Here is a 21,258-nt window from a genome sequence, read left to right on the forward strand (position 1 = left end):
CTACATTAGAACAGGCAGTCTGGATGAGGTTTTCCTTTTTTTTTCATGATTGATAAGAGTTAATAAATGATCTAAAAAGTTACCTCTTTCTGGCTGCTCTTGAAACTACCGCAGGTTTAGTGCAACAACATGAAACACAACTAATAAACAGGTATGCAATAACAGCGAGCGTCTTACAAAAATCAGGAAGCATATTTTTTAGGGTGAAGTGAATGTTGGTAGAACTGAACATGTATCAAGCTGATGTTAGTGCAATAGAATCTATATAAGCGAAAATCCTGACTTGTACTAAAGCAAGCAAAAGAGACCGCCAATCCCCTTTGCCGTCACTGTTAACAACTAGCACCAATAATAACTAGAGGAATCAGAAGAATCACAGTAGTAGTTATGACAACCACTCGCGGTTGGGGAGTATGTTCCAGTGTCTGTACGCATGTCATTGTCTTGGTGGCAATATCGGGTGCAATTTGCTATATATTCCACTCCATATTCCTCTAGGGTATCCGATATAGCAAGAATGCTGAGATAATGGGGATGGGTGAGGATTTTTTCTTTAAGGTATTTACCTGTATAAGGCACCTTAAATGTTTCCAGTAATCTCTTGCAAATGACCAAACAGTTATCCATTGACTCCTAATAAAAATTCAACTAAAATTTTGATGTTTAAAATGATTCAATAAATTTGAGTATTAAGTTTTTAAAAGACTATACCGTGTTTACTAATTTTCAGTAAATTTTTACTAACCCAATTAACCTTTTACCTGATGAAAATTGGACATAAATTGAAAAAAGCCAGAGAATCCAAAAGACTAAGCCAGCAGGAAGTATCGGATCGCTTAGGGATTTAACAAAAAACACTATCCAATATTGAGAGCAACAAATCTCAGCCGACTGTTGCGCAACTTGCTTTGATGGGAGAGATTTATGGGATGGATATGCTGAAACTACTATCTGAAAATGGAGTAGATTTTTACCCGCCTCCACCAATCTCTCTGAGGCGGATAAAGAATTATAAAATTTAAAGAATGAGTTGAAGTGAATCGTCGTGGAATTTCCAACCTAAAACCCTTTAAGGGTTAATATATTTGAAAATACACTTATTTTGTTGGTGACCCCTTGAAGGGTTGTAAACTTGCTCCCCCTTTTTGGCAGAAATCTAATTGTTTTTCACTTATCCAGCAATCTCCTGTGATAGTTGATCTGTCCCAGGTGGTAGCTGAAATGTCCGAATAAGTGGATTAGGAAGAAGCCATGCGTCATTTTGTAGCCAAATACTTCCAGCGGATAATCCTTCCCTAGCATCTCCTCTCCCATTCCTTCCAGACTGGCGGTTACCATTTTTTGAAGCTTTTCTATACTTGAGATCAACTCAGTTTTTGGGACATGCTTACCGGCAAATTCAAAGTCCCGATCCCGGACGTATTTAAATTTTCCCATCTCCTTGCCCACAAAATGAGACATGTTTCCTATAAGATGCAGGCATAGATTCCCTCCTGAATTGGCTATATTTGGTTCTACTATCCAGAGGTTCTCCTCTTTTGTGTAAGCGTCGATTTCTGCTTTTAATTTCGCTATATCCCGCTCAAAAAGCTTGGTAATTTCTTTTATACTCATTTCTTATGCTTTGAAAATTTAAGGCATGAAGTATCATCTTTTCCTAGTTTATATTTACCATATCCTGAATCGTTCCAGCATCCGGTAAATTTTAACCAGTTTTCACGGCTTTGATTACTTATTCAATCAGGGTCAATAACATTTTTTCTATTACCAAATCTACTTGATTTGGAAGACTGGGAGCTAGCTGGATTTGCTGCTATGTTTTTTTTTGATTCCACTGCTTTCCCTTCTGTTTTCTCTGGTGCTTCGGTTTCTGGATTTTTCCGCTTAGGGAACGGTTTTCTCTTGCCATTAGAGCCGGTATTTTTATTTTTATTGAATCCGGGTTTCTTTCCACCACTGTTTTTTGAATGAAGGTCAGACTTGCGTTTCTGGGGCTTCCCAGTGTATGCAGGGCCTTCCTCAAACCCTTCAGGTAAGGGGTTTTGGGTGATCTTCATACCGATCAGCTTTTCTATGTTGTCAAACTTATACTGGTCTTTAGGGTTGACAAAGGTGATGGCTTCCCCTTCCATATCTGCTCTCGCAGTACGTCCCACGCGGTGAACATAGTCCTCAGGATCGGAGGGCGTGTCGTAATTAATGACCAGTTCTATACCTACTACATCTATACCCCGCGAAATGATGTCGGTTCCTATCAGGATTTTGACGGTTTTATTTTTAAATGCGGACATGATCTTCTCCCGCTCTACCTGCTCCAGATCTGAGTGGAATGCTTCTATTTCGAATTGCTTCTTTAATACTTTATAAAGTGACTTTACTTTATCTTTAGTAGAGGCAAAAATGATCACCGCTTCGTAAGCTTTCTGGGAAAGAATATGTCTGACCAGTTCCTCTTTCTGTGTATCATATACCGAATACATGGATTGTGTCACTCCTGCGGCTGTTTTGCCGATTGCTATGGATATTTCAGCAGGGTTGTTCAGGAATTTCATGCTAAACTGCCGGATTTTAGGAGGCATGGTAGCGGAGAAAAGAACAGTTTGTCGGTTTTTGGGAAGGTAATTGACGATTTTCAGGATGTCATCCGAAAAACCCATATCCATCATGCGGTCAGCTTCATCCAGTATCAGGTGCTCTAGCGTAGTCAGGTTGATTTTTCCTCCTGCCAGCAGTGCGATCAACCGGCCCGGTGTAGCTACAATAATCTCGGCACCTGTTTCCAATGCCTTTTTCTGTTGCTCCCAGACGATCCCATCCCCTCCTCCATAAATAGGTATAGAGCTTATGCCCAGAAAATAGGCAAAGCCCTGGATTTGTTGGTCTATCTGAATAGCAAGTTCACGTGTAGGTGCCAGAATAAGTGTATTCAGGGTACTGGTACCGCTCTTACTTATTTTATTGAGAATGGGAAGTATAAACGCAGCGGTCTTGCCTGTCCCCGTTTGGGCACATGCGATAAGATCCTTGTTTTCCATAATGACCGGTATGGCCATTTCCTGGATGGGTGTTGGTTTTTCGAAACCCATGGCATCCAGGCCTTCCTGAAGCGAGGTTTCGAATTTAAATGATGAGAAGTTCAAAATGTGGTGAGTGAAGTATTGTAAAAAGAGACGTGTTTATTTTCCTACGTCTTCCCAAATATAGCCCTTAATTGTACAGAAATACAACTAGTTATCCGAAAAGCTTCTCCAAAATCTTATAGGTGATCAGGTAAGTAGGCCTCACTCCTTCCATCCCCAGTGCCCCAGACGCCAAGGTACTTCCTGTTTCCAGAGGATTGTCCGAAGCATAGTAGGCGTAAAGTACTTTGACATTTGACCTGATGGATCGGCGTATTTTGGAGGCAGACTGAATGGCTTTCTGGTAGTGGGCACCCTCCATCTCCAGACCTACGGCGTTCCAGGAAGATTCCATAAAGTAAGTGAGAATATCCTTGTTCTGCAATGATGTGCCCAGAACAGAAATCATGGTCCCGGAATACACCCCTAAACCAAATCCCTCAAAATCCCTCTTTTTGAGCTCATTTTTGAAAGGATAATTATCCGCGGTACCCTCAAAGACATGGGCATTTGGGATCATCAAATCCCCTTTTCCTCCATAAAGTATTCCAGCCTTCCCCATGATGGAAGTGGATACTACATCTAATGGGATGGACTTGTCCCCTTTATTATAAGGCTTCAGCAGCTCATCAAAGCATTCGTATGCCTGCTCTCCGAAGGCATAGTCCATCACCACGAACACAGGTCTTTTCCCTTTTTCTTTGGGCAGCTTCACCCCTGGAATCAACTCATCCTTTTCGAGCAGTGCCGTATCAATAATCTGGGCACCAATGTTTGTCCCCGATTCATCTGGGAGATTGATAAATCCATGTTGAGCGGCATATTTTTCTATCGCTGCCCCTTTATTGTTTTTGGCTTTGACAGAAATATCCATAACCACATTTTCCAAGGCTTGATAGTCTTTCAGATGGAGCAGCTGGAACCCATAAACCGTATTGACTACTGAATGGAGATTGGCGGAGATAATATGGATAGGTCGCTTCAGTAAATCGTTTTCATCCAAGGCAACTTTTATTCTTCTTGCCCACATTTCACCATACACATGATGGCCAATACGTTCTCTAAGTGTGGTGGAGAATGATATCTCACGATCCAGATTTTTGGTGGCTTCTTCCTGAGCTAGTTTTCCCATGTGGTAAACGATAGAAAAAAGACTGTTGGAATTGCTGCTTTTTTCAAACTTATCCACTGCCTGAACAGTTTCCTCGTAAGTCCTGCCAATAAGATGGCTCAAATAGGCACTTGCGGCTTCTTTTTCAAATTCCTCTCCCGCTGCTTCTTTCTGCACGAACTCTTCCAGCATTAGCCAATTTGTGGAGATTTTTCCTTTAGGGTCGGTGCTGTTGTTGTAGATTTTATTTGACTCTATATACAGAAATGTAAGATGGGTCAGGATATCATAGATATCAGATCGCCCCCGGGTCATCTCCACATACATGATATGTTCATCCAGCCGATAGCAATTCCGCTTACGTTTGGCGGGTACTATGGCATCCAGCTTGGATGTTTCATAGCCTTCACGACTGATCAGACGGACAAAGCGGCACTCTTCGATGCCCCTAGGGAGACGTTCCATGACATAAAGCAGACCGTCCAACTCGATCTTTTCATTGTCGGTGACCAGACCGTAAATCTCAGGACTGAGAACGCGTAAGGCATCTATCAGACTTTCTCCCGAAACCCCCATTGGTTTGTAGCTTCCTCTGGTAAAAAGGTGCCTCATCGTAATGTACAATCGCTCTATGGCGGCCCTTGACTCGTGTGCTCTGGTTCTTTTCATGTGTTTATAATTGTTTTTCAATGGTCACATGGAATCTCGCAGCGATTATAATCATGCCAGTGTGTCTCGCTTACGTCATGCCTGTCTGCCTCAGGCAGGCTCGATTTCATAATGCAAATGGGTTTTGCAGGACAAAAGTACAGAAATTACCTAAAGTATGCAGAGCGTCATGTCTCAATGGCACTAGAAAGGCTTCCATTGATCACCATGGACTGCGGACTCTGAAAACTCAGCAACTCTCTTCTCGGACACCCAAATCTTTGACTCTTCTTGATAACCTGAGTTCGATTAATTAATCGATAATTATACCGCATGGTATATGTTCTGACTTACTTTAAACAAACCTTTTCCAAAGTTTCAATTAATTTTAAGAGTTTAATGCAACTATAAATTCAGACAGATATTAAGAAATGTCAACTAAACATCAACTTTGGAAAAGTTGATCAATAAATTAAGGCCGAACTCAGGCTGATACTAAATCCACATTCTTGATTCTTAAATCTTGAGCTTTATTACTGAGCACCGCGCCACCGCTCGTGTCCCAAGAACGGTATCTGCGGACTGTTGACCTTGGATAACGGCTTGCCCTATCTCCGGTCTTATCTCTCTCCCGCTCCACTTCTAATTTTTCAACTTTTCAGAAAAGTACTTCTTCAATTTATCCACCTTAGGCTTAACCACGAACTGGCAATAAGGCTGTGTTCCATTCTGATTATAGTAATCCTGATGGTAATTCTCTGCCGGATAAAAATTGGTAAAATGCGTGATCTCAGTCACAATCGGGCTATCAAACACCCCAGATTCATTAAGTTGCTCCTTAAGAGTACGGGCTAGTTTTTCCTGCTCAGGAGTGTGGAAAAAAACAGCAGACCGATATTGCGGGCCTACGTCCCCTCCTTGCCTGTTCAGTGTGGTAGGGTCATGGGTTGCCCAGAAGACTTCCAAAAGCTCTGGTAAACTTAAAACGGCTGGATCGTAATACACTTGAATCACTTCTGCATGTCCAGTGGTTCCGGTACAGATCGCGTTATAAGTAGGGTTTTCCACAAAACCTCCTGAATAGCCGGATACTACTTTCTCCACGCCATTTAACCGCTGAAAAACAGCCTCAACACACCAAAAACAACCCGCTCCAAGTGTAATTAGATCCAATCCTTCGGGTATGATAACTTCTGTGGCAGGAAGATTAAACTCATTTTCCATAGTAAATGCTTTTTATAGTACCCAACCGATATGATACTACTTAAGTTTGTTTGGTGGTAAAATTCTCAAAGCATCGCCGATGTCCTCCTTGCTGTTATTGTTTACTGAAGGCTCTTCTATTTTTATCAGCCCCTCGATGCTTAACAACCTAGTTTCCTTGTTTATCTCTGGCATAAAGTGTTTCCAGTCTTCAGGATACATCTGTTTTACTACTTCAGCGGAAGTGAATCCTTCTCCTTTTCTTTGCCTGAGCATATCCAAAATTGCAGTTCTGAGAATCTCCATACTGTCACCTTATCTGCACACCATCACAAATGCAGGTGGTAGGTTTTTAAGCGTGAAGCTGGTATTCACATGATCAAAGTATTTTTTAAATAATGTCTTCAGCATGTAAGAATAACAAATCTGAATAAAAAAGCCATTCTGATTCAATGCAATCTTACTTTGGGTAAGTATTTGATTCTTTACCTCTTGCGCGATAAAGCTGAACGGAAGGCTCGATAAGACATAATCCACCTTTCTTCCATCGAGGTATTTGGCTATATTTTCCGCAGAATCATTGATGATCCTGACATTCTTCTGGGGAAACAGTTTTTCCATGGAATCGCAGAAGGATTTGCTTATTTCAAAGACCAGAAGTTCAGCATCAGGGTCTAGTCTATCCACTATGCCTTGGGTAATGCTACCGTCACCACCCCCTAATTCAACAATTAATTTTGCATCTTTGAAATCAGCATGTGACAGCATTTTATTGACAAGTGCTTTAGAACTGAAAGACAACGCACCTGTAGTACTTAAGTTGGAATACAGCTCCAACAACAAATCTGATTTACCCATACAATATTTAATTCTATGCTTGAAGATACCTGATTTTACACTATCTTTTCAGTCTTCACCGAAAAAGTTAACGCGTAAATATGGCCCAAAAGGCTGAAATCCGATCCAATCTCCCAGTAAAGATCCAAACTACTCTGAACAACTTTTGGAGTATGTCCCTGATCTTCTCGTCTTTGATGATTTTACTGAGGCTTACTGAATTGATTTTGATCTTCCGGACACAGGTGATCCAGCTGAGGATCAAAGATGTGGTGCTCTTCAGTTTTTTTGAGGATCTAAACTGGATTCTGTATTTCCTAGGCTTACTCTTTATATTCCATACAATTAACAGCCTATTGTCACTGGGGTTGGCCAAACGCTTCACCCAAGTCTTGTTGGTCCTGGCACTTCTTATACACATTACCCTTATCTTCTACTTCCTCAAAACACTTCAACCGCTGGGCAAAGATCTATTTGGATATAGCCTAAATGATATAATCATTACAGTACAATCATCCGGTCAGCTAAATTTAGTTTCCGTCCTCGTAGGTATAGTGATTTGCACAGCTGTATTCCTATTGTTCAATCTGGCAAATAAATACTTCGCATTTGGGCTGAAAACCACGTTGGTTCTCAGCATTGCCATGTATTGGTTTTTGATACTGGTGTACTTTATACCTATAAAAGACCCAGACCACTTAAATGAGACCAAAGCAAATATTCAGCTGAATAAATCAAAACACCTATCAGAGCAGGCATTTGACTTCCTGATCTATAAGGATGAGTATTATTTTGATTTTTATTTAAGAGAGGTGAAAGACGGACTCTTCGTAAAAAAAGAATACACTGATCCATCCTACCCTTTTCTATACTCTGCGGATTACCCAGATGTACTCAGTCCTTATTTTGACAGTTTATCGGCACCCCCAGATATAGTTTTTGTATTGATAGAAAGCCTGGGGAAAGCCTATTCAGGCAAGGGCGCTTATCTGGGGAGCTTCACTCCTTTCCTTGACTCTCTGGAACAACACAGTCTTGTATGGACAAATGCCCTCTCATCCACTGGCAGGACATTTGGACTGCTGCCAGGGATCTTTGCGGGATTACCTTATGGTGAGAGAGGATTTTTGGAGCTTTATGACGATTTTCCCCACCATAACAGTCTCATTAGTGTGTTGAATACCAATGGTTATTCATCTAGTTTCTTTATTGGTGCGGACATCAGTTTTGATCATGAAAGGGAATTCTTGGATTATGCTGGAGTGACCCATTTGACGGACATCCACAGTTTTGAATCAAAGTATAAGAAAATGCCATCTTCTCCCAATGGGTTCAGCTGGGGCTATGGCGACAAGGAGTTGTTCATGCAAGGGCTTTCTTTGTTTCCCAGAAGGGATGGGAAACCACAGTTAGGGATCTTTCAAACCATCACCTCCCACGATCCATACGTGGTTCCTGAGCCTGAAACTTATTCACAGAAATTTGAAAATCACCTGGAAAATTATCTCCATCTCAGTGAGGCTGAAAAAAAAGACTATAGACCCTATAAAAATATATACCAGACAATTCTGTATGCTGATGATGCGATAAAGGCTTTTGTCACTTCCTACAGTGAGAAACCTGAGTTTGCCAATACCATCTTTGTGTTTACAGGAGATCACCGCTTACCGGAAATACCTATGGCTTCCCGTCTGGATAGGTTTCATGTGCCGCTGATTATCTATTCACCCCTACTCAGAAGGCCTGCCTACTTCAAGGGGTTGGTAAGCCACTTCGAAGTGACTCCTTCACTACTCGCAATGATGCAGGCCCAAGTTGGTGTGGAGATACCAGGTAAGAAAATATGGATGGGACAAACACTGGATACCTCGAGCGTTTTTCAGTCAACTATTGTGATGCCGCTCATGCGAAATAAAAGTCAGTTGATTGAATTCTTAAGTGGAGAATATTTCCTGTCAGATGAGCAGTTATTTGTCATCACAGATGGGATGAATATAGATCCCATTGAGGATCAGAGCCTCAGGAATAAATTGACTGGGGAATTTGAGGATTTCAAAAACAAAAACAATTACATCATACAAACAAGAAAGTTGTTGCCGGAGCCTTAATTTGCCGCTGCTTGTTTGTTCTCGTATGACCTATCCAAGATCTGGGATAGCAAGGGATAAAAATAGTTCCAGTAAAAACTCTTTCTATCCGTATAGTCGGTAATCAGATGTAGTCCCCGCCACAGGGCCGGTACCCCTTGGAAGCGGGAAGAGCCTAAGGAATATCGCATATCAGAAAAATCACCAGCCAGGTAGTAATATTGTCCTTCTCCAATATCTTTGACGACGGCGGCCGGGAAGAACCGGGGCAACCCCATTTCCCTGAGTTTTTCTTTTCCCAGCTCAGAAGGGTCAATATCGTAATAGGAAATCACCTGATAATCACGTTGTATAAGCACTATGTCAAACCAATCCGGGTAAGGCACCACTTCAGGAAGTTTAAACCCATGTTTATTGTTTTTTTGGGTTCGGATTTTAGGAATACCACCATAGTAATCCCTATTATTGGAGAAGGCATTCACCCTGCCGTCTTCATGGACAAACACTATCCCCGGCCCTGAAGGCATCCATGTGTTGGCATGCTGCTCACGGTATTGGCTGATAAACCAATCAGGGATGTCATTATTGATGGTAGTGTCCATTTCATCAAAATACCTGGCGATCCACCCTGTCCACTTTATCCCCATTAAGTTTTCGAATTCTGCCCTGATCCCAACCGATGTAGGAGAGGCCATGGTATTGAACTCCGCAATGATGGTCTTATGAAGGCTTGCCGCTTCACGTAGCAAATTAATGTCTCCCCTGTTCAACCCGCCATAAATTTTCTTAGACCTTTCCTCCGAATTGAATTCTTTAAAATCATCTTCATATACTCCATAGGTATCTGCAAAATACAATACATCCAATCCGGCGGCTTTTTCACCGATTTCTATTTCGGATAGGTCTCGCAGATCTTTAGAAGTGCCAAAGGTGGGTGTTTGATCAGGAAAAAAACCATAATAATCTTCTCCGACATCATAGAAATCACCTTTCTTGTTTTGAAATTTCAGATACTCCAGTGCCCAGAATATCCCATGATGCTCCTGATAGCTTTTGGAGGGTACAGTCTTGTCCACGACCACTACCTCAAGATGCCTGCCGGGAAAAAGAAGCCAAATCAAAAAGCTGATCAATGGGATGAAAATAACAACTATAGCAAGCGGCAATAAGCGACTTGTGTATATTCTGAACTCCTGTGTGAATATTCCTCTCATTAAAATCTATACTCTACACCCAAGGAAAGATTGAGGTTATCCCGATATCTATCAGGGCCTAGTTCATCATGACTGTAGCCGGTAAAGCCGTAAATCATAAAACGTTGGGTGACTAGCTGTTGGTAACCGGCTCTAACCCGATATGAATTAAGCAGCTGGGTAGGATCCCGGGTTTCCTCATCCGGGGATACACCAGTGCTCAACTGTAAGGAAAAGAAATCCTCCCCAGTTTTGAAATAATATCGAGCTTGTAAATTAGCCGAAGTCCCCAAGCTGTTACCGGTACCGGGAATCAGGTTTCCACGAATATTCAACCACCAGTTGCCCACATATTTCCCTAAAGAAGCGGTATAAATATGGGTGGGGTCCGAAAACTTCAGATACCTATACCCTGCTTCAATTTCCCATGCTTTAGGTAAATTATAAAAGGCAGAGACACCTAGTCTGAAATTGGGGAAAAAGCTGGCTGATGAGCCTCCTATGTTCAGATAAGCATAAGCATTTTCTCCTAAGGAAGGATAGGCGTCCAACTCCAAAAGAGTTCCACTGTCATCAAATCGGGAAGATTGGGTCACCCTTCCTATCAAGGTCCCTGTCAGATTGGTCCGGGTCCTGCCATAAAGGGAGAAGGTATTCCATGGCGTAATGTCTCCCAGAAATGAATCATAATCATAGGTGACACCTATGGCATTATTACTTTTGAGGCGGCGCAGAGTCTGCATATAATCCAGTAGATCTTCATTCTTATATTTCTTTTCAAAAAGTTCTTCTGCTATTTCATAGGCAGCATTATATTCTTCTTTGTAATACAGTAATCTGGATTCCTTATACCTGAGTAAATCAGGAAGTGGAGAGCCTAGGTTTTCTTTTGCCTTGGCCAGTACTTCATCTGCCTTATCGTATTGGTCAGCCCAGGATAAATTATCCAGATAGGCAGCGTACCCATCTTCATAGTCTGGAGAAGCTACGATGGCGCGCTCCAGATACATAGAGGCTGAATCATTTTTGCCTTCCCAGGCATAGCTTCTTCCCACCAGGATCAAAATATCAGCGTAGTCGGGGTGTTTTGACAGTGCCCGAAATGCGATTTTTCTACCTTCAGCATATTTTCCATCGAGAATCAGTGTTCTGGCGTCCACTAATAATTCATCTGGATCAAAGGAATCCTGAGCTTTTGTAGCAAGGGAAAAAGCCAAACCAGTAATAAGCAGAATGAGGGCTTTTTTCATGTGTTTATAATTTGACTTTTAAAGGCAATATGCCTGCCTGTCTTCGGACAGGGAATCTTTGACGGTTCAAATAATCATTGCACTGTATTATTAATCGTGTTGATTCCATAATCAGAGATTTAGATTGTTAGGCTCCATGTTTTTTTTATCTTCAGATTTTTTAAAGCCGGTACGGATCATCTGGCCCCAGCCGCCTTTCCCCTTGATAAAATCCCAGTGTCCACCTAGTCCCCAATAAACAATCTTGGGGTGGATAAACAGAGGCTCTAGAAGTATAGTGAGAATGAGCTTGTTCAGATCTTTCCTGTCCTTGTAATTGTTATAGGATATCTGCTCATACAGGATGCTAAAAGAAGAAACCAGAAGAGAAAGCAGATAAAGTACAATAAACAATGCAATAAAATAAAAAGCAGAAAAGTCACCGATGATGATGAGAATCAAGGTATATATTAGTCCCATAAGCTCCAAGACTGGAGCCATTTTCTCAAATACATTCCAGTAGGGATAGGACAGCATCCCCATGAAATTGTAATTCGGATTGAAGCGAATGACACGGTGTAGCTGGAGGGTTTCTATAGTACCCCGGATCCACCGGTTTCTCTGTCGGGAAAGTATTTCCTCGTTTTCCGGTACTTCTGTCCAGCATAGAGGGTCAGGCACAAATCCGACTTTATATGGGATATTGCGCTCTTCCATGTATCGCCGCATGCGGACCACCAATTCCATGTCCTCTCCTACTGTCTTGGGGAAATACCCACCTACTTCTATTACCAATTCCCTATTGAAAAAACCGAATGCGCCTGAAATCAGCATTAAACCATTCACCCTTGTCCAAGCCATCCTACCCATCAAAAAAGCTCTACAGTACTCGATCACCTGAAATCTTCCCAACAGCGTAGTAGGAATTCTATACTTGGTCACCGTACCATCCTGAACATCACAGTTGTTGGCAATTCCTATCACCCCTCCTACAGCTATCACTTTCCTGTTGGTCTCCTCCATAAAGGGCCTGACCATCCTGGTCAGTGATTCATGGGAAAGAATGCAGTCCACATCTATACATGCCAGTAGTTCTTTAGAGGAAACATTGATGCCTGCATTGAGTGCGTCTGCCTTGCCACCATTTTCTTTGTCAATAACGATCAACCTGTTGTACGATCGGTTCTTTGATTTATAAATGCCCCGAACAGGATTTGCTATTATCTCCTCATAATAGGCAAAATCCGTGACCTCTAATTCAAAAGCAGCTATCAATTTCGCAAGTGTGTCATCCTTTGATCCGTCATTGATGATGATTACTTCAAATTTTCCATAGTGGAGTGAAAGCAAGCTTTTGACATTCTGTACGATGGTCTGTCCCTCATTGTATGCAGGAGCCAAAATAGAAACGCCCGGAGCCATAGGTGAGGTAATAATGTCCCCATAATCCGAAAATCTATTTCTTCTTCTATGGTCTCGCATTTCCAGCGCACTGAGGATCATAAGAAATAAGTAAACCAATATCACCGAAAAACTAAGGAATAAAAAAATCATTCCCAAAACTTCCATAATAAGATAAAACAAGAAACTATACATCTAACAAAAGGGAATCTGATATGTGCTGGTTAATGCGATAGGTTTCACTGGAATCCTGTTCTTGAATGTATTGGTTATACCGAATAGCATCCAGACTGTGCAAACTTTTAAGTAGTGTCATTTTCAGTCTAAATCCAACCTCTTTAACCAACAGTCCGGAAATTATTTCCACAGAACTTTCATCTCCGATAGAACCGGCTGCCTTTGCCGCTGCTATTACCAATTGATTGTTTTCAGACTTCAAGCTACTGTTTACAAGCTCATTTTGGGCAGGCACTCCCAGATATTCAAAGGTTTTCAGGATTTCTATTTTCTCTTCGTCAGATACAGATCCGAATTTCTCATCCAGTTCCGCTAATAGCTCCACCAGCCCTAGTACCCGAACTAATTTATATCCAAAGAGCCTGATGCTTTTATTTGCTGAGTCAAATAAGGTATTGATCTGGAGGTTTCTAGTGGATTGCAGGTATTTAATGATCCGCAGATAATTCATTTGTTGCCATCGCGAAAGGGGAAAAGTCTGATCCCGGAGAAAAGACAGATCCACACTGTTCGACAGGTTAAGTATGGTGGCCACTGCCTGGGACCGAATATAAAAGTTCGGGGAATTGACATGCTTTTTCACCTCTCTCAGGGCATCATTTAAATCCATTTCATTAATCTCCACTAAACCAGTCACTACCGTGTCCCACTGCTTACTATTCAGTTTGTTCAGTGTGACCTTATCCAGGGCCAGTCTTTTGTAAAGAGCTTTAAGTTTAAGTTTGAAGTCCCCTTTCATTTTTTTGTTTAAAGCGATAATTCGCTCTATCAGGACTTGGTTATAAATTGACTTCTTCCGCAGCTTAGCAGGAAAACTATCGTTCAGCTCCTCCTCACTTATAGACTCCAGTTCTTCGAGGCTTTTAGTAAACAGAATCTCAGTCAATGGGTTTACAACCTGCTCGTCATAGATTGCTAATAGGGCTTCCTTTCTGTTTCTCCTGGTTTTATAGATGATCATAAAAACTATCATTCCTGATGCCACAACTAAAAACAGTAAAATTGCAACTGACACTACAAAAATCTTAAAGTCACTAAAGTATGCACGAAGCCCATTAAACATGGGTGAATAGTGCTCCTTACTGGCCAGTGATATCAAATCCTTCCTAGTCGATCCATTCTCTGTTTTCAGCTGTAAATCCCCGTTTCCAATGAGGATTGAGACATATTCCAGGGTTGCTTCGAATGTAGCAGGTTCATTGTATATGAAAAATTCGACTTCAGGGTGCTTGTTTCCTGACAGCAAGAGACTATCCATACTTCCCAGTACGGCTGAAAAGTCAGTAAAAAAGGCGTAAGACGATGTGTTTTCCCCAGCATTGCCCGAACTGTTTTCCATTCCTGGATCTGACAATCCAAACTGTAAACCGGGAATTTCACCCTGATTTGTCAAAAATTCCGCAAATGAAACGGAATCAGTAAAAACCACCTCTTGCTGACAATAGACTTTTGCTGTTACTAACAAAAAGAACAAAAACACAAGTGTAGCTGCGTTTTTATAGCTCATGGATTATGATCTGAGGACACGTTTGACCCTAATAGCCAGCTCATTGGGATTAAAGGGTTTAGGGATAAAATCCGCCACACCGAGATTAAAGGCTTCCAAAACTATCTTTTCTTCCTCTCCTAATGAGCTTAGTACAATTATAGGGGTTTCTGGTTTTGTTTTCATCACATAGTGGATAATTTCAATTCCATTTTTAAAAGGAATCATCACGTCTGTAATGATCAGATCCAAGCTTTCGGTATCTATGGCATTGATTCCGGCATTGCCATCCTTTACCAAGATAGTTTCATACCCATCCTTTTTTAGACGAAACTGAACTAAGCTGGAAATAAGCAAATCATCCTCTATGATTAGGATTTTTTTCATTCTTTTTTTGGTGACACTATTCTCAAATATAATAGCTAATGCCCAAAACAGAACGGTATTTACCAGTCAAATAAATTTAGAATAAACCGGGTGTTTTTTATAGAGTGTAAATCGAATTTCAGACCTATTATCCTGCCATTGATCAAATAATACGCTGTAAAAAATAATTCCAAATGGATACTGAAATAGCTTTTACTAGCTTGCTTTGATTAAATGAACCACCAACATAGAAGAGGTTCACACGGATGGTACATCTCAAATAAAGATTCAACCGTGCTTCTAAATTTTAAAACCAATTCCACCATATGAAATCGACAGGATTAAAATCATCATTAAAACACACAGGGCAATGATAAGTTTAACAGTCGAACCTGCCTACTGCAGACAGGTGTGACCTCTGAAAATCAAATTACAATCACATGAAAAAAAAATTACTCTACACAGGTGTGTTTTGCTTAGGGGTATTAGGGTTTCTTTCTACTAATCCTACTAATGCCCAGAGTGATCCATCGGGCAAAAAAAGAATCACTGATACATATGCTATCACCAATGCAACTGTATTCACAGCACCAGATCAAAAAGGTATTAAAGCAACCGTGCTGATTAAAGACGGCTTGATCCTCGACATAGGAAGCAAGCTAAGCCTTCCCAAAGAAGCAAAGACCATTGAAGGTGATTCACTTTATATTTATCCTGGCTTCATAGCAGGTGCAAGTGACGTAGGGATCACCAAGCCCAAAGATCCGGACAGACCAGACGACTTTATATCCTCTAATCCTCCAGATGAGATCGCGGGAATCACCCCATGGAGATCGTCAATGGATCAGTTTTCTATTAAAGATGGTAAGATAGATGATCTAAGAAAAGCGGGTTTTACAATTGCCCAGATCAAACCAGAGGGTGGTATGCTGGCAGGTAAGACCGCTGTCATCCTGTTGGGAAATGAACTTTCAACCAATCTTTTAAAAGATAATGCCGCATTGGCCGCCAGTTTCAGCGGTTCTAGAGGAATGTATCCGGCTACGGCTGTTGGGGTCATGGCAAAATTCCGTGAGGTATATGATAATGCCAAACTTACTGACGAACGTTCCCAAAAATATACCACTGTGTCCGGACTGAAACGACCCGAGATCACACCTACTTATAGTGCCATGCAGGAAGTCATCAATGGTCGGATCCCTGTGTTGTTTTCTGCTTCCACGGAATTGGAAATCAGACGGGCAATCAGTTTACAGAAGGAAAAAGGATTCAAATTGATCCTGACTGATCTGGAAGAATACGAAACTGTATTGGATGCGATTAAGGCCTCCGGAGCCCATGTCTTAGTGAAATTAGAAATCCCGGATGACAAAGCTATAAAAGCACAGAAAGATGAGGCAAGCAAAGAAGCCACTGAGCTTTATGCCCGGGTGAAAAAAGCTTATGATGATGCAATTGCGCAAACTGCCAAATTGGAAAAGGCTGGTATTCCATTCGCTTTTACCACAGTGGGCGTGAAATCCAAGGATATCATGAAATCGCTTCAGGTTATGATAGAAAATGGCCTCTCGGAACAGGCTGCACTGGCAGCTCTCACGACTAATCCTGCTTCCATTCTGGGTTTGGACAAAGTGGCAGGTACAATCGAAAAAGGTAAAATGGCTAATTTGATTCTAAGTACAGATTCTATTTTTGCAAAGGATAGTCAAATCAAACATGTGGTGGTAGATGGTTACATCTATGACTATGAGACTAAAGCAAAAAAGAAATCCTCCAAGGAAGGTGAAAACGGCGATACTGTTCAAATTGAAGGGGATTGGGACTATACCTCAGAAAGTCCTGCCGGATCCTCGGGGGGAATCCTTTCAATAAAGAAAGAAGGTTCAGAATATACCGGTACTATTTCATACGATGATCCATCCGGCTCGGACAAGGCTACTTCCCCAATTAAAAATGTGACATTGGAAGAAGGGACACTTTCTTTTTCATTCGACGTCACCGCAAATGGTATGCAGATTACTGTGGACGTTTCCGGAGAAGTCAGTGAAGGCAGCTATGATGCTACTATGACAGTCGGTGAATTCGGATCATTCCCATTCAAAGGCACACTTACCCCAACCCTAATCGCAAATAACTAAGCAGATGAGAAAAGCAAATTATATTCTTGCGGCGCTATTGGGTCTAAGCATTCAATTAGCCTCAGCCCAAGTGAAAAAAGGCAGTGTATTGATAAAAAATGCGACTGTACTGACAGTTACCAACGGAACACTTGAAAACTCAGATGTACTCGTACAAGATGGGATAATCAAGAAAGTGGGTCAGAATCTAAATGCACCCAACGGGATAACCACTATTGATGCTTCTGGTAAATTCCTAATGCCTGGGATCATAGATGCCCACTCCCATCTGGGCTTGGATGTAGTCAATGAAGCTACAGCTCCGATTGTATCTGAAGTGAGGATGAAAGATGTCGTAAACCCCTATGAAGTGGGGCTCTACAGAGCACTTGCAGGTGGAGTGACCATATCACACGCCATGCATGGCTCAGCCAATGTGGTCGGTGGGCAAAATGCAACTCTAAAACATAGATGGGGTTCCATAGACCCCGCGGAAATCATTATGGAAGATGCCCCGCGTACCATCAAATTCGCGTTGGGAGAAAATCCGACGAGAGTTCATGGAAGAGGGAATGGTATCCAACCCCGTACTAGGATGGGAGTGGAAGCGATACTTAGAAATGGGTTCAATGAAGCCATTCAGTACAAGAAAGCCTGGGAGGAATACAATAAAGTTTCCTCTCAAAAAGGAAACACCGCCTCACCTCCTGTTCATAACGAACGGCTTCAGATCCTTTCCGACATCATAGATGGTAAGATAATTATCCACTGCCATTCCTATCGGGCAGATGAGATTTATATGTTGATTAATGTGGCAAAGGATTTTGGTATTACAAAGCTGGTATTTCAGCACACAAATGAGGGCTTCAAAGTAGCTCCTGAAATAGCAGAATACACCATGGGAGCTTCAGTATTTGCCGATTGGTGGGCCTATAAATTTGAGGTTTATTATTCCACGGCATACAATGCTGCTATTCTTACTGAAAATGGTGCCATTACTTCCATTAATTCAGATGATGCGGAACTGATCCGTCACCTTTATCATGAGGCTGCCAAGACCCAACGCTACGGCGGGATGACGGATGAGCAGGCACTTGCCATGATTACTATCAATCCTGCCAAACAACTTGGTATTGATGACAAAGTAGGTTCAATAGAAGAGGGTAAACAGGCTGATTTGGTGGTTTTCGAAGGCCATCCTCTTTCATCCTATGCAGTTCCGCAGATGACTTTTGTGGATGGTGTGAAATACTTCGATAGAATAGAAGATGCGGATGATCAGCGGATCAAAGTGAGTCCTACCCAGATGGTAGAAGATGTCATTCTATATACTGACCATGAGGAAAGATGTATGCAAGGGACTGAAGACCTGTTTGCAACGGCCAATTTCCTATTCCATAGACATTCTCATACACACTGATCACTTTAAATCACAACGGAGACAAGAATAGGCGACATTAAGATAACCTGTCATGGGATATACCACTTCGCTGACTTCATGTAACCGATAATAAACGTCCTGAAAATGAAAATTATAAACAAAACCTTTATCGCCTTTATCCTAGCCTTAATGCCGTTTTTGGCAATGGCACAGATCGATGGAGAAGTGATCAAACCACGAGCGGGAAAGTTTTTATTACAAAACGCAACAGTGGTAACTATCACCAATGGCATTTTAAGCAATACTTCCGTATTGGTGGAAGATGGGAAAATCAAGGAGGTCGGGGCTGATATTTCCGCAGATGGTGCCGAAGTGATCGACTGTACCGGTAAATACATTTATCCAGGCATGATCGACGGAGGTACTAAACTTGGTCTGGTGGAAATAAACTCCGTTCAGGAAACTGTAGATTATGCGGAAATGGGGAATTTTACGCCTAATATGCAGGCTTTGACAGCCATTAATCCAAATTCCGTGGCAATTCCAGTCACCAGAGTATCAGGTGTAACCACAGTACTTTCTGTACCTACGGGAGGATTATTCCCAGGTACAGCGGCCCTGATCAATCTCAACGGTTATACACCGGATCAAATGTATGCCGGTTTCAAAGGAGTAGTAATGAACTTTCCTAGTTCTGGACGCCGTGGAAGATATGATCGTAGATCTGATGAGGATATCAAAAAAGCCATGGAGAAATCCTTGAAGGAAGCAGATGAACTGTGGGAAAACGCAATGAATTATGCCTCATTGGCAGCCAATGGAGCGGAACTGGAATATTATCCCGAGATGGCCCAGCTAGCAAAAGCCACTACAGGGGAGCTGCCACTCTTGATCGAAGTCAACACGGCAGCTGATATTCAGGCCGCACTCAAATGGCTTGAGGAAAAAGAAGCTAAAGTGATTTTTACTGGTGTAGCCGAAGGATGGAGAGTCGCTGAAGAAATCGCCAAAGCTGGAATCCCTGTAATAACAGGACCAATACAGGCACTTCCCACCAGAGAATCTGACCGCTATGATGCTGCTTATGCCAATGCAGGAAATATGGCCAAAGCAGGTGTGAAAGTAGCCATCCGAACCAATGGTCAGGAAAATGTAAGAAACCTCCCCTTCTTTGCAGCCTTCGCCGCGGCATATGGTATGGGTAAAGAAGAAGCTTGGAAGGCTGTGACGATTACGACTGCTGAGATCTTTGGACTGGATGATCAATACGGCTCCGTAGAAGCAGGCAAAGTAGCCAACCTGATCGTGGCTGATGGTGATCCATTCGAGACCAAAACCAATATACTGCATGTATTTATAGATGGCTATAGAATGCCGCTTTCTAACCGACAGATACGCTTATACCAAGAATTTCTGGACCGTTCTCCAGGATTAAAAATGGATTAATATCCAGCTTTAATTGATTATAACCACAAGTAGAGTCTATGAATAGAGCTTTTCTTGTGGTTTTCTTTTATTTTGCCCCAGCTATGAAGTCGAGCCAGCTTGACGCAGACATGCCTGCCTGCCGTAAGAAAGGTATATCGAACGCGACAAAGAAGGATGTTTTTCCTACTTGGGAGATTTCACCTGCCTGCTGGCAGAGATGGCCTTAGAAAAACAATTATAAACAGATGAAAAGAATATACATCCCAATTTTTGTATCTCTGATCATATTTCAATTTTCCTGCAAGCGGGGTGAAAATAACGATCGGGTAACCGAACTCATCGAAGCCAAACGGGCGGAGGTAGCACCGGATAAACGGGTTGCCCTATGGGATTTAAGGTTTGAAAATGATTCCTTAAAAGGAGAGACTAATCAGCTGGAGGCCTTAGATGGACTTATTGATAACTTAAAATCACATCAAATCAGTTTTACAGATGCTGTTTTGCGGTTACCTGATGCCTCTTTGGGTGGACAAACCCGAGCTTTGGTCACCATCTCCGTGGCGAACATACGAAGCCAGCCAAGGCATTCTGCCGAGCTTGCTACCCAAGCTCTTATGGGAACTCCGCTGAATGTACTAAAGGAAGATGGAGGATGGTATCTTGTTCAAACCCCTGACGGCTACCTTTCATGGGTGGATCGAGCAGGCATACATTTGATGACGGAACAGGAAATGCAACTTTGGTATCAAGAACCAAAGGTGGTATTTACATCACTTACAGGACATGTATGGGATAGCATAGCTCAAAAAGAAATGGTATCCGACTTGGTGGCCGGGAATATTTTGACCCTAATTGAAGAGGCCGGTGATCAACTTAAGGTAAGTATTCCCGATGGACGTCAAGGATGGATTCCTTCAGGTCATGTTCAGGATTGGGAAAATTGGATTGCCAGTAGAAGTACATCACCGGAAAAATTAATCAGCACGGCTAAGCAAATGATGGGAACTCCTTATCTCTGGGGAGGGACATCTATCAAAGGTGTGGATTGCAGTGGATTCACAAAGACGATCTATTACCTCAATGGTCAGATCATTCCGAGGGATGCCAGTCAGCAGGTTCATGAAGGGCAGCTGGTGGATTCAGATCAAGACTGGGAAAAGCTCCAGGTGGGCGATTTGTTGTTTTTTGGTGAAAAAGCCACTAAGGAAAAGGAAGAACGGGTAGTCCATGTAGGAATGTGGATAGGAAACGGAGAATTTATCCATTCCAGAGGCTTGGTGAGAATTTCTAGTTTTGATCCAGCCAGCCCAAACTATGATGAGTATGAACTAAACAGGTACTTGCGTACCAAAAGAATTGTAAATGTTCCGTCAGAACATATCTTATCTGTTTCAAAGCTTTTATCAAATAAATAA

16 protein-coding genes are annotated in these 21,258 nt (G+C 42.0%); 5 read left to right on the forward strand and 11 right to left on the reverse strand.

The window, feature by feature from the left end; translation table 11 throughout:
* Positions 1-1,167: 1,167 nt before the first annotated feature.
* The 6 genes from LZF95_RS15180 to LZF95_RS15205 form a co-directional block, all read right to left on the reverse strand.
* Positions 1,168-1,614 (reverse strand): DinB family protein, encoded by a 447-nt coding sequence (locus LZF95_RS15180; RefSeq protein WP_233755948.1) that lies wholly within the window; start codon positions 1,612-1,614, stop codon positions 1,168-1,170.
* Positions 1,615-1,736: 122 nt separating this feature from the next.
* Positions 1,737-3,140 (reverse strand): DEAD/DEAH box helicase, encoded by a 1,404-nt coding sequence (locus LZF95_RS15185; RefSeq protein ID WP_233755949.1) that lies wholly within the window; start codon positions 3,138-3,140, stop codon positions 1,737-1,739.
* Between the two features lie 91 nt (positions 3,141-3,231).
* Positions 3,232-4,899: a hypothetical protein gene (locus tag LZF95_RS15190; protein ID WP_233755950.1), complete on the reverse strand. Its 1,668-nt coding sequence runs from the start codon at positions 4,897-4,899 to the stop codon at positions 3,232-3,234.
* A 621-nt stretch (positions 4,900-5,520) separates the two neighbouring features.
* Positions 5,521-6,102 carry a peptide-methionine (S)-S-oxide reductase MsrA gene (msrA, locus tag LZF95_RS15195; RefSeq protein WP_233755951.1) on the reverse strand — a complete coding sequence of 194 codons (582 nt, stop codon included), beginning with the start codon at positions 6,100-6,102 and terminating at the stop codon, positions 5,521-5,523.
* A 36-nt stretch (positions 6,103-6,138) separates the two neighbouring features.
* On the reverse strand, positions 6,139-6,387 hold the full coding sequence (locus LZF95_RS15200) for a hypothetical protein (RefSeq protein WP_233755952.1): 249 nt from the start codon (positions 6,385-6,387) through the stop codon (positions 6,139-6,141).
* 9 nt (positions 6,388-6,396) lie between these two features.
* Positions 6,397-6,939 carry a class I SAM-dependent methyltransferase gene (locus LZF95_RS15205; protein ID WP_233755953.1) on the reverse strand — a complete coding sequence of 181 codons (543 nt, stop codon included), beginning with the start codon at positions 6,937-6,939 and terminating at the stop codon, positions 6,397-6,399.
* Positions 6,940-7,091: 152 nt separating this feature from the next.
* Here LZF95_RS15205 and LZF95_RS15210 point away from each other — a divergent pair, with 152 nt between their 5' ends.
* Complete coding sequence (locus LZF95_RS15210) at positions 7,092-9,026, forward strand: LTA synthase family protein (protein ID WP_233755954.1); 1,935 nt, start codon at positions 7,092-7,094, stop codon at positions 9,024-9,026.
* On the opposite strand, the gene LZF95_RS15215 is transcribed toward LZF95_RS15210, so the two are convergent.
* The 5 genes from LZF95_RS15215 to LZF95_RS15235 all read right to left on the reverse strand — a co-directional run bounded on the left by LZF95_RS15215 (position 9,023) and on the right by LZF95_RS15235 (position 14,938).
* On the reverse strand, positions 9,023-10,219 hold the full coding sequence (locus LZF95_RS15215; RefSeq protein WP_233755955.1) for a hypothetical protein: 1,197 nt from the start codon (positions 10,217-10,219) through the stop codon (positions 9,023-9,025). The two genes, LZF95_RS15210 and LZF95_RS15215, sit on opposite strands and share 4 nt — an antisense overlap.
* Positions 10,219-11,448: a YaiO family outer membrane beta-barrel protein gene (locus tag LZF95_RS15220; RefSeq protein WP_233755956.1), complete on the reverse strand. Its 1,230-nt coding sequence runs from the start codon at positions 11,446-11,448 to the stop codon at positions 10,219-10,221. The genes LZF95_RS15215 and LZF95_RS15220 overlap by 1 nt, the downstream gene beginning before the upstream one ends.
* Positions 11,449-11,559: 111 nt before the next feature.
* Entirely contained in the window at positions 11,560-12,981 is a 1,422-nt protein-coding gene (locus tag LZF95_RS15225; protein ID WP_233755957.1) for a glycosyltransferase family 2 protein, read from the reverse strand.
* 34 nt (positions 12,982-13,015) lie between these two features.
* The gene (locus LZF95_RS15230) at positions 13,016-14,572 is read right to left on the reverse strand and encodes a HEAT repeat domain-containing protein (protein WP_233755958.1); all 1,557 of its coding nucleotides are present in this window, start codon (positions 14,570-14,572) and stop codon (positions 13,016-13,018) included.
* A 3-nt stretch (positions 14,573-14,575) separates the two neighbouring features.
* The gene (locus LZF95_RS15235; RefSeq protein WP_233755959.1) at positions 14,576-14,938 is read right to left on the reverse strand and encodes a response regulator transcription factor; all 363 of its coding nucleotides are present in this window, start codon (positions 14,936-14,938) and stop codon (positions 14,576-14,578) included.
* A 419-nt stretch (positions 14,939-15,357) separates the two neighbouring features.
* Between LZF95_RS15235 and LZF95_RS15240 the strand changes: the two genes are divergently transcribed.
* The 4 genes from LZF95_RS15240 (at position 15,358) to LZF95_RS15255 (ending at position 21,258) form a co-directional block, all read left to right on the forward strand.
* Complete coding sequence (locus tag LZF95_RS15240) at positions 15,358-17,055, forward strand: amidohydrolase family protein (RefSeq protein WP_233755960.1); 1,698 nt, start codon at positions 15,358-15,360, stop codon at positions 17,053-17,055.
* A 4-nt stretch (positions 17,056-17,059) separates the two neighbouring features.
* Positions 17,060-18,454 (forward strand): amidohydrolase family protein, encoded by a 1,395-nt coding sequence (locus LZF95_RS15245; RefSeq protein ID WP_233755961.1) that lies wholly within the window; start codon positions 17,060-17,062, stop codon positions 18,452-18,454.
* A 105-nt stretch (positions 18,455-18,559) separates the two neighbouring features.
* On the forward strand, positions 18,560-19,861 hold the full coding sequence (locus tag LZF95_RS15250) for an amidohydrolase family protein (protein WP_233755962.1): 1,302 nt from the start codon (positions 18,560-18,562) through the stop codon (positions 19,859-19,861).
* A gap of 227 nt (positions 19,862-20,088) precedes the next feature.
* A complete protein-coding gene (locus LZF95_RS15255) occupies positions 20,089-21,258 on the forward strand; it encodes a C40 family peptidase (protein ID WP_233755963.1) in 1,170 nt (389 codons plus the stop codon).

This window comes from Algoriphagus sp. AGSA1, from assembly GCF_021390545.1.
Lineage (GTDB): Bacteria > Bacteroidota > Bacteroidia > Cytophagales > Cyclobacteriaceae > Algoriphagus.

What these genes read in the sequence shown, in the direction of transcription:
- LZF95_RS15240 (WP_233755960.1), top strand. Translation starts at nt 15,358, where the DNA reads ATGAAAAAAAAATTACTCTACACAGGTGTGTTTTGCTTAGGGGTATTA.
- LZF95_RS15255 (WP_233755963.1), top strand. Translation starts at nt 20,089, where the DNA reads ATGAAAAGAATATACATCCCAATTTTTGTATCTCTGATCATATTTCAA.
- LZF95_RS15230 (WP_233755958.1), bottom strand. Translation starts at nt 14,572, where the DNA reads ATGAGCTATAAAAACGCAGCTACACTTGTGTTTTTGTTCTTTTTGTTA.
- LZF95_RS15250 (WP_233755962.1), top strand. Translation starts at nt 18,560, where the DNA reads ATGAAAATTATAAACAAAACCTTTATCGCCTTTATCCTAGCCTTAATG.
- LZF95_RS15245 (WP_233755961.1), top strand. Translation starts at nt 17,060, where the DNA reads ATGAGAAAAGCAAATTATATTCTTGCGGCGCTATTGGGTCTAAGCATT.
- LZF95_RS15220 (WP_233755956.1), bottom strand. Translation starts at nt 11,448, where the DNA reads ATGAAAAAAGCCCTCATTCTGCTTATTACTGGTTTGGCTTTTTCCCTT.
- LZF95_RS15200 (WP_233755952.1), bottom strand. Translation starts at nt 6,387, where the DNA reads ATGGAGATTCTCAGAACTGCAATTTTGGATATGCTCAGGCAAAGAAAA.
- LZF95_RS15215 (WP_233755955.1), bottom strand. Translation starts at nt 10,219, where the DNA reads ATGAGAGGAATATTCACACAGGAGTTCAGAATATACACAAGTCGCTTA.
- LZF95_RS15180 (WP_233755948.1), bottom strand. Translation starts at nt 1,614, where the DNA reads ATGAGTATAAAAGAAATTACCAAGCTTTTTGAGCGGGATATAGCGAAA.
- msrA (WP_233755951.1), bottom strand. Translation starts at nt 6,102, where the DNA reads ATGGAAAATGAGTTTAATCTTCCTGCCACAGAAGTTATCATACCCGAA.
- LZF95_RS15225 (WP_233755957.1), bottom strand. Translation starts at nt 12,981, where the DNA reads ATGATTTTTTTATTCCTTAGTTTTTCGGTGATATTGGTTTACTTATTT.
- LZF95_RS15205 (WP_233755953.1), bottom strand. Translation starts at nt 6,939, where the DNA reads ATGGGTAAATCAGATTTGTTGTTGGAGCTGTATTCCAACTTAAGTACT.
- LZF95_RS15190 (WP_233755950.1), bottom strand. Translation starts at nt 4,899, where the DNA reads ATGAAAAGAACCAGAGCACACGAGTCAAGGGCCGCCATAGAGCGATTG.
- LZF95_RS15210 (WP_233755954.1), top strand. Translation starts at nt 7,092, where the DNA reads ATGTCCCTGATCTTCTCGTCTTTGATGATTTTACTGAGGCTTACTGAA.
- LZF95_RS15235 (WP_233755959.1), bottom strand. Translation starts at nt 14,938, where the DNA reads ATGAAAAAAATCCTAATCATAGAGGATGATTTGCTTATTTCCAGCTTA.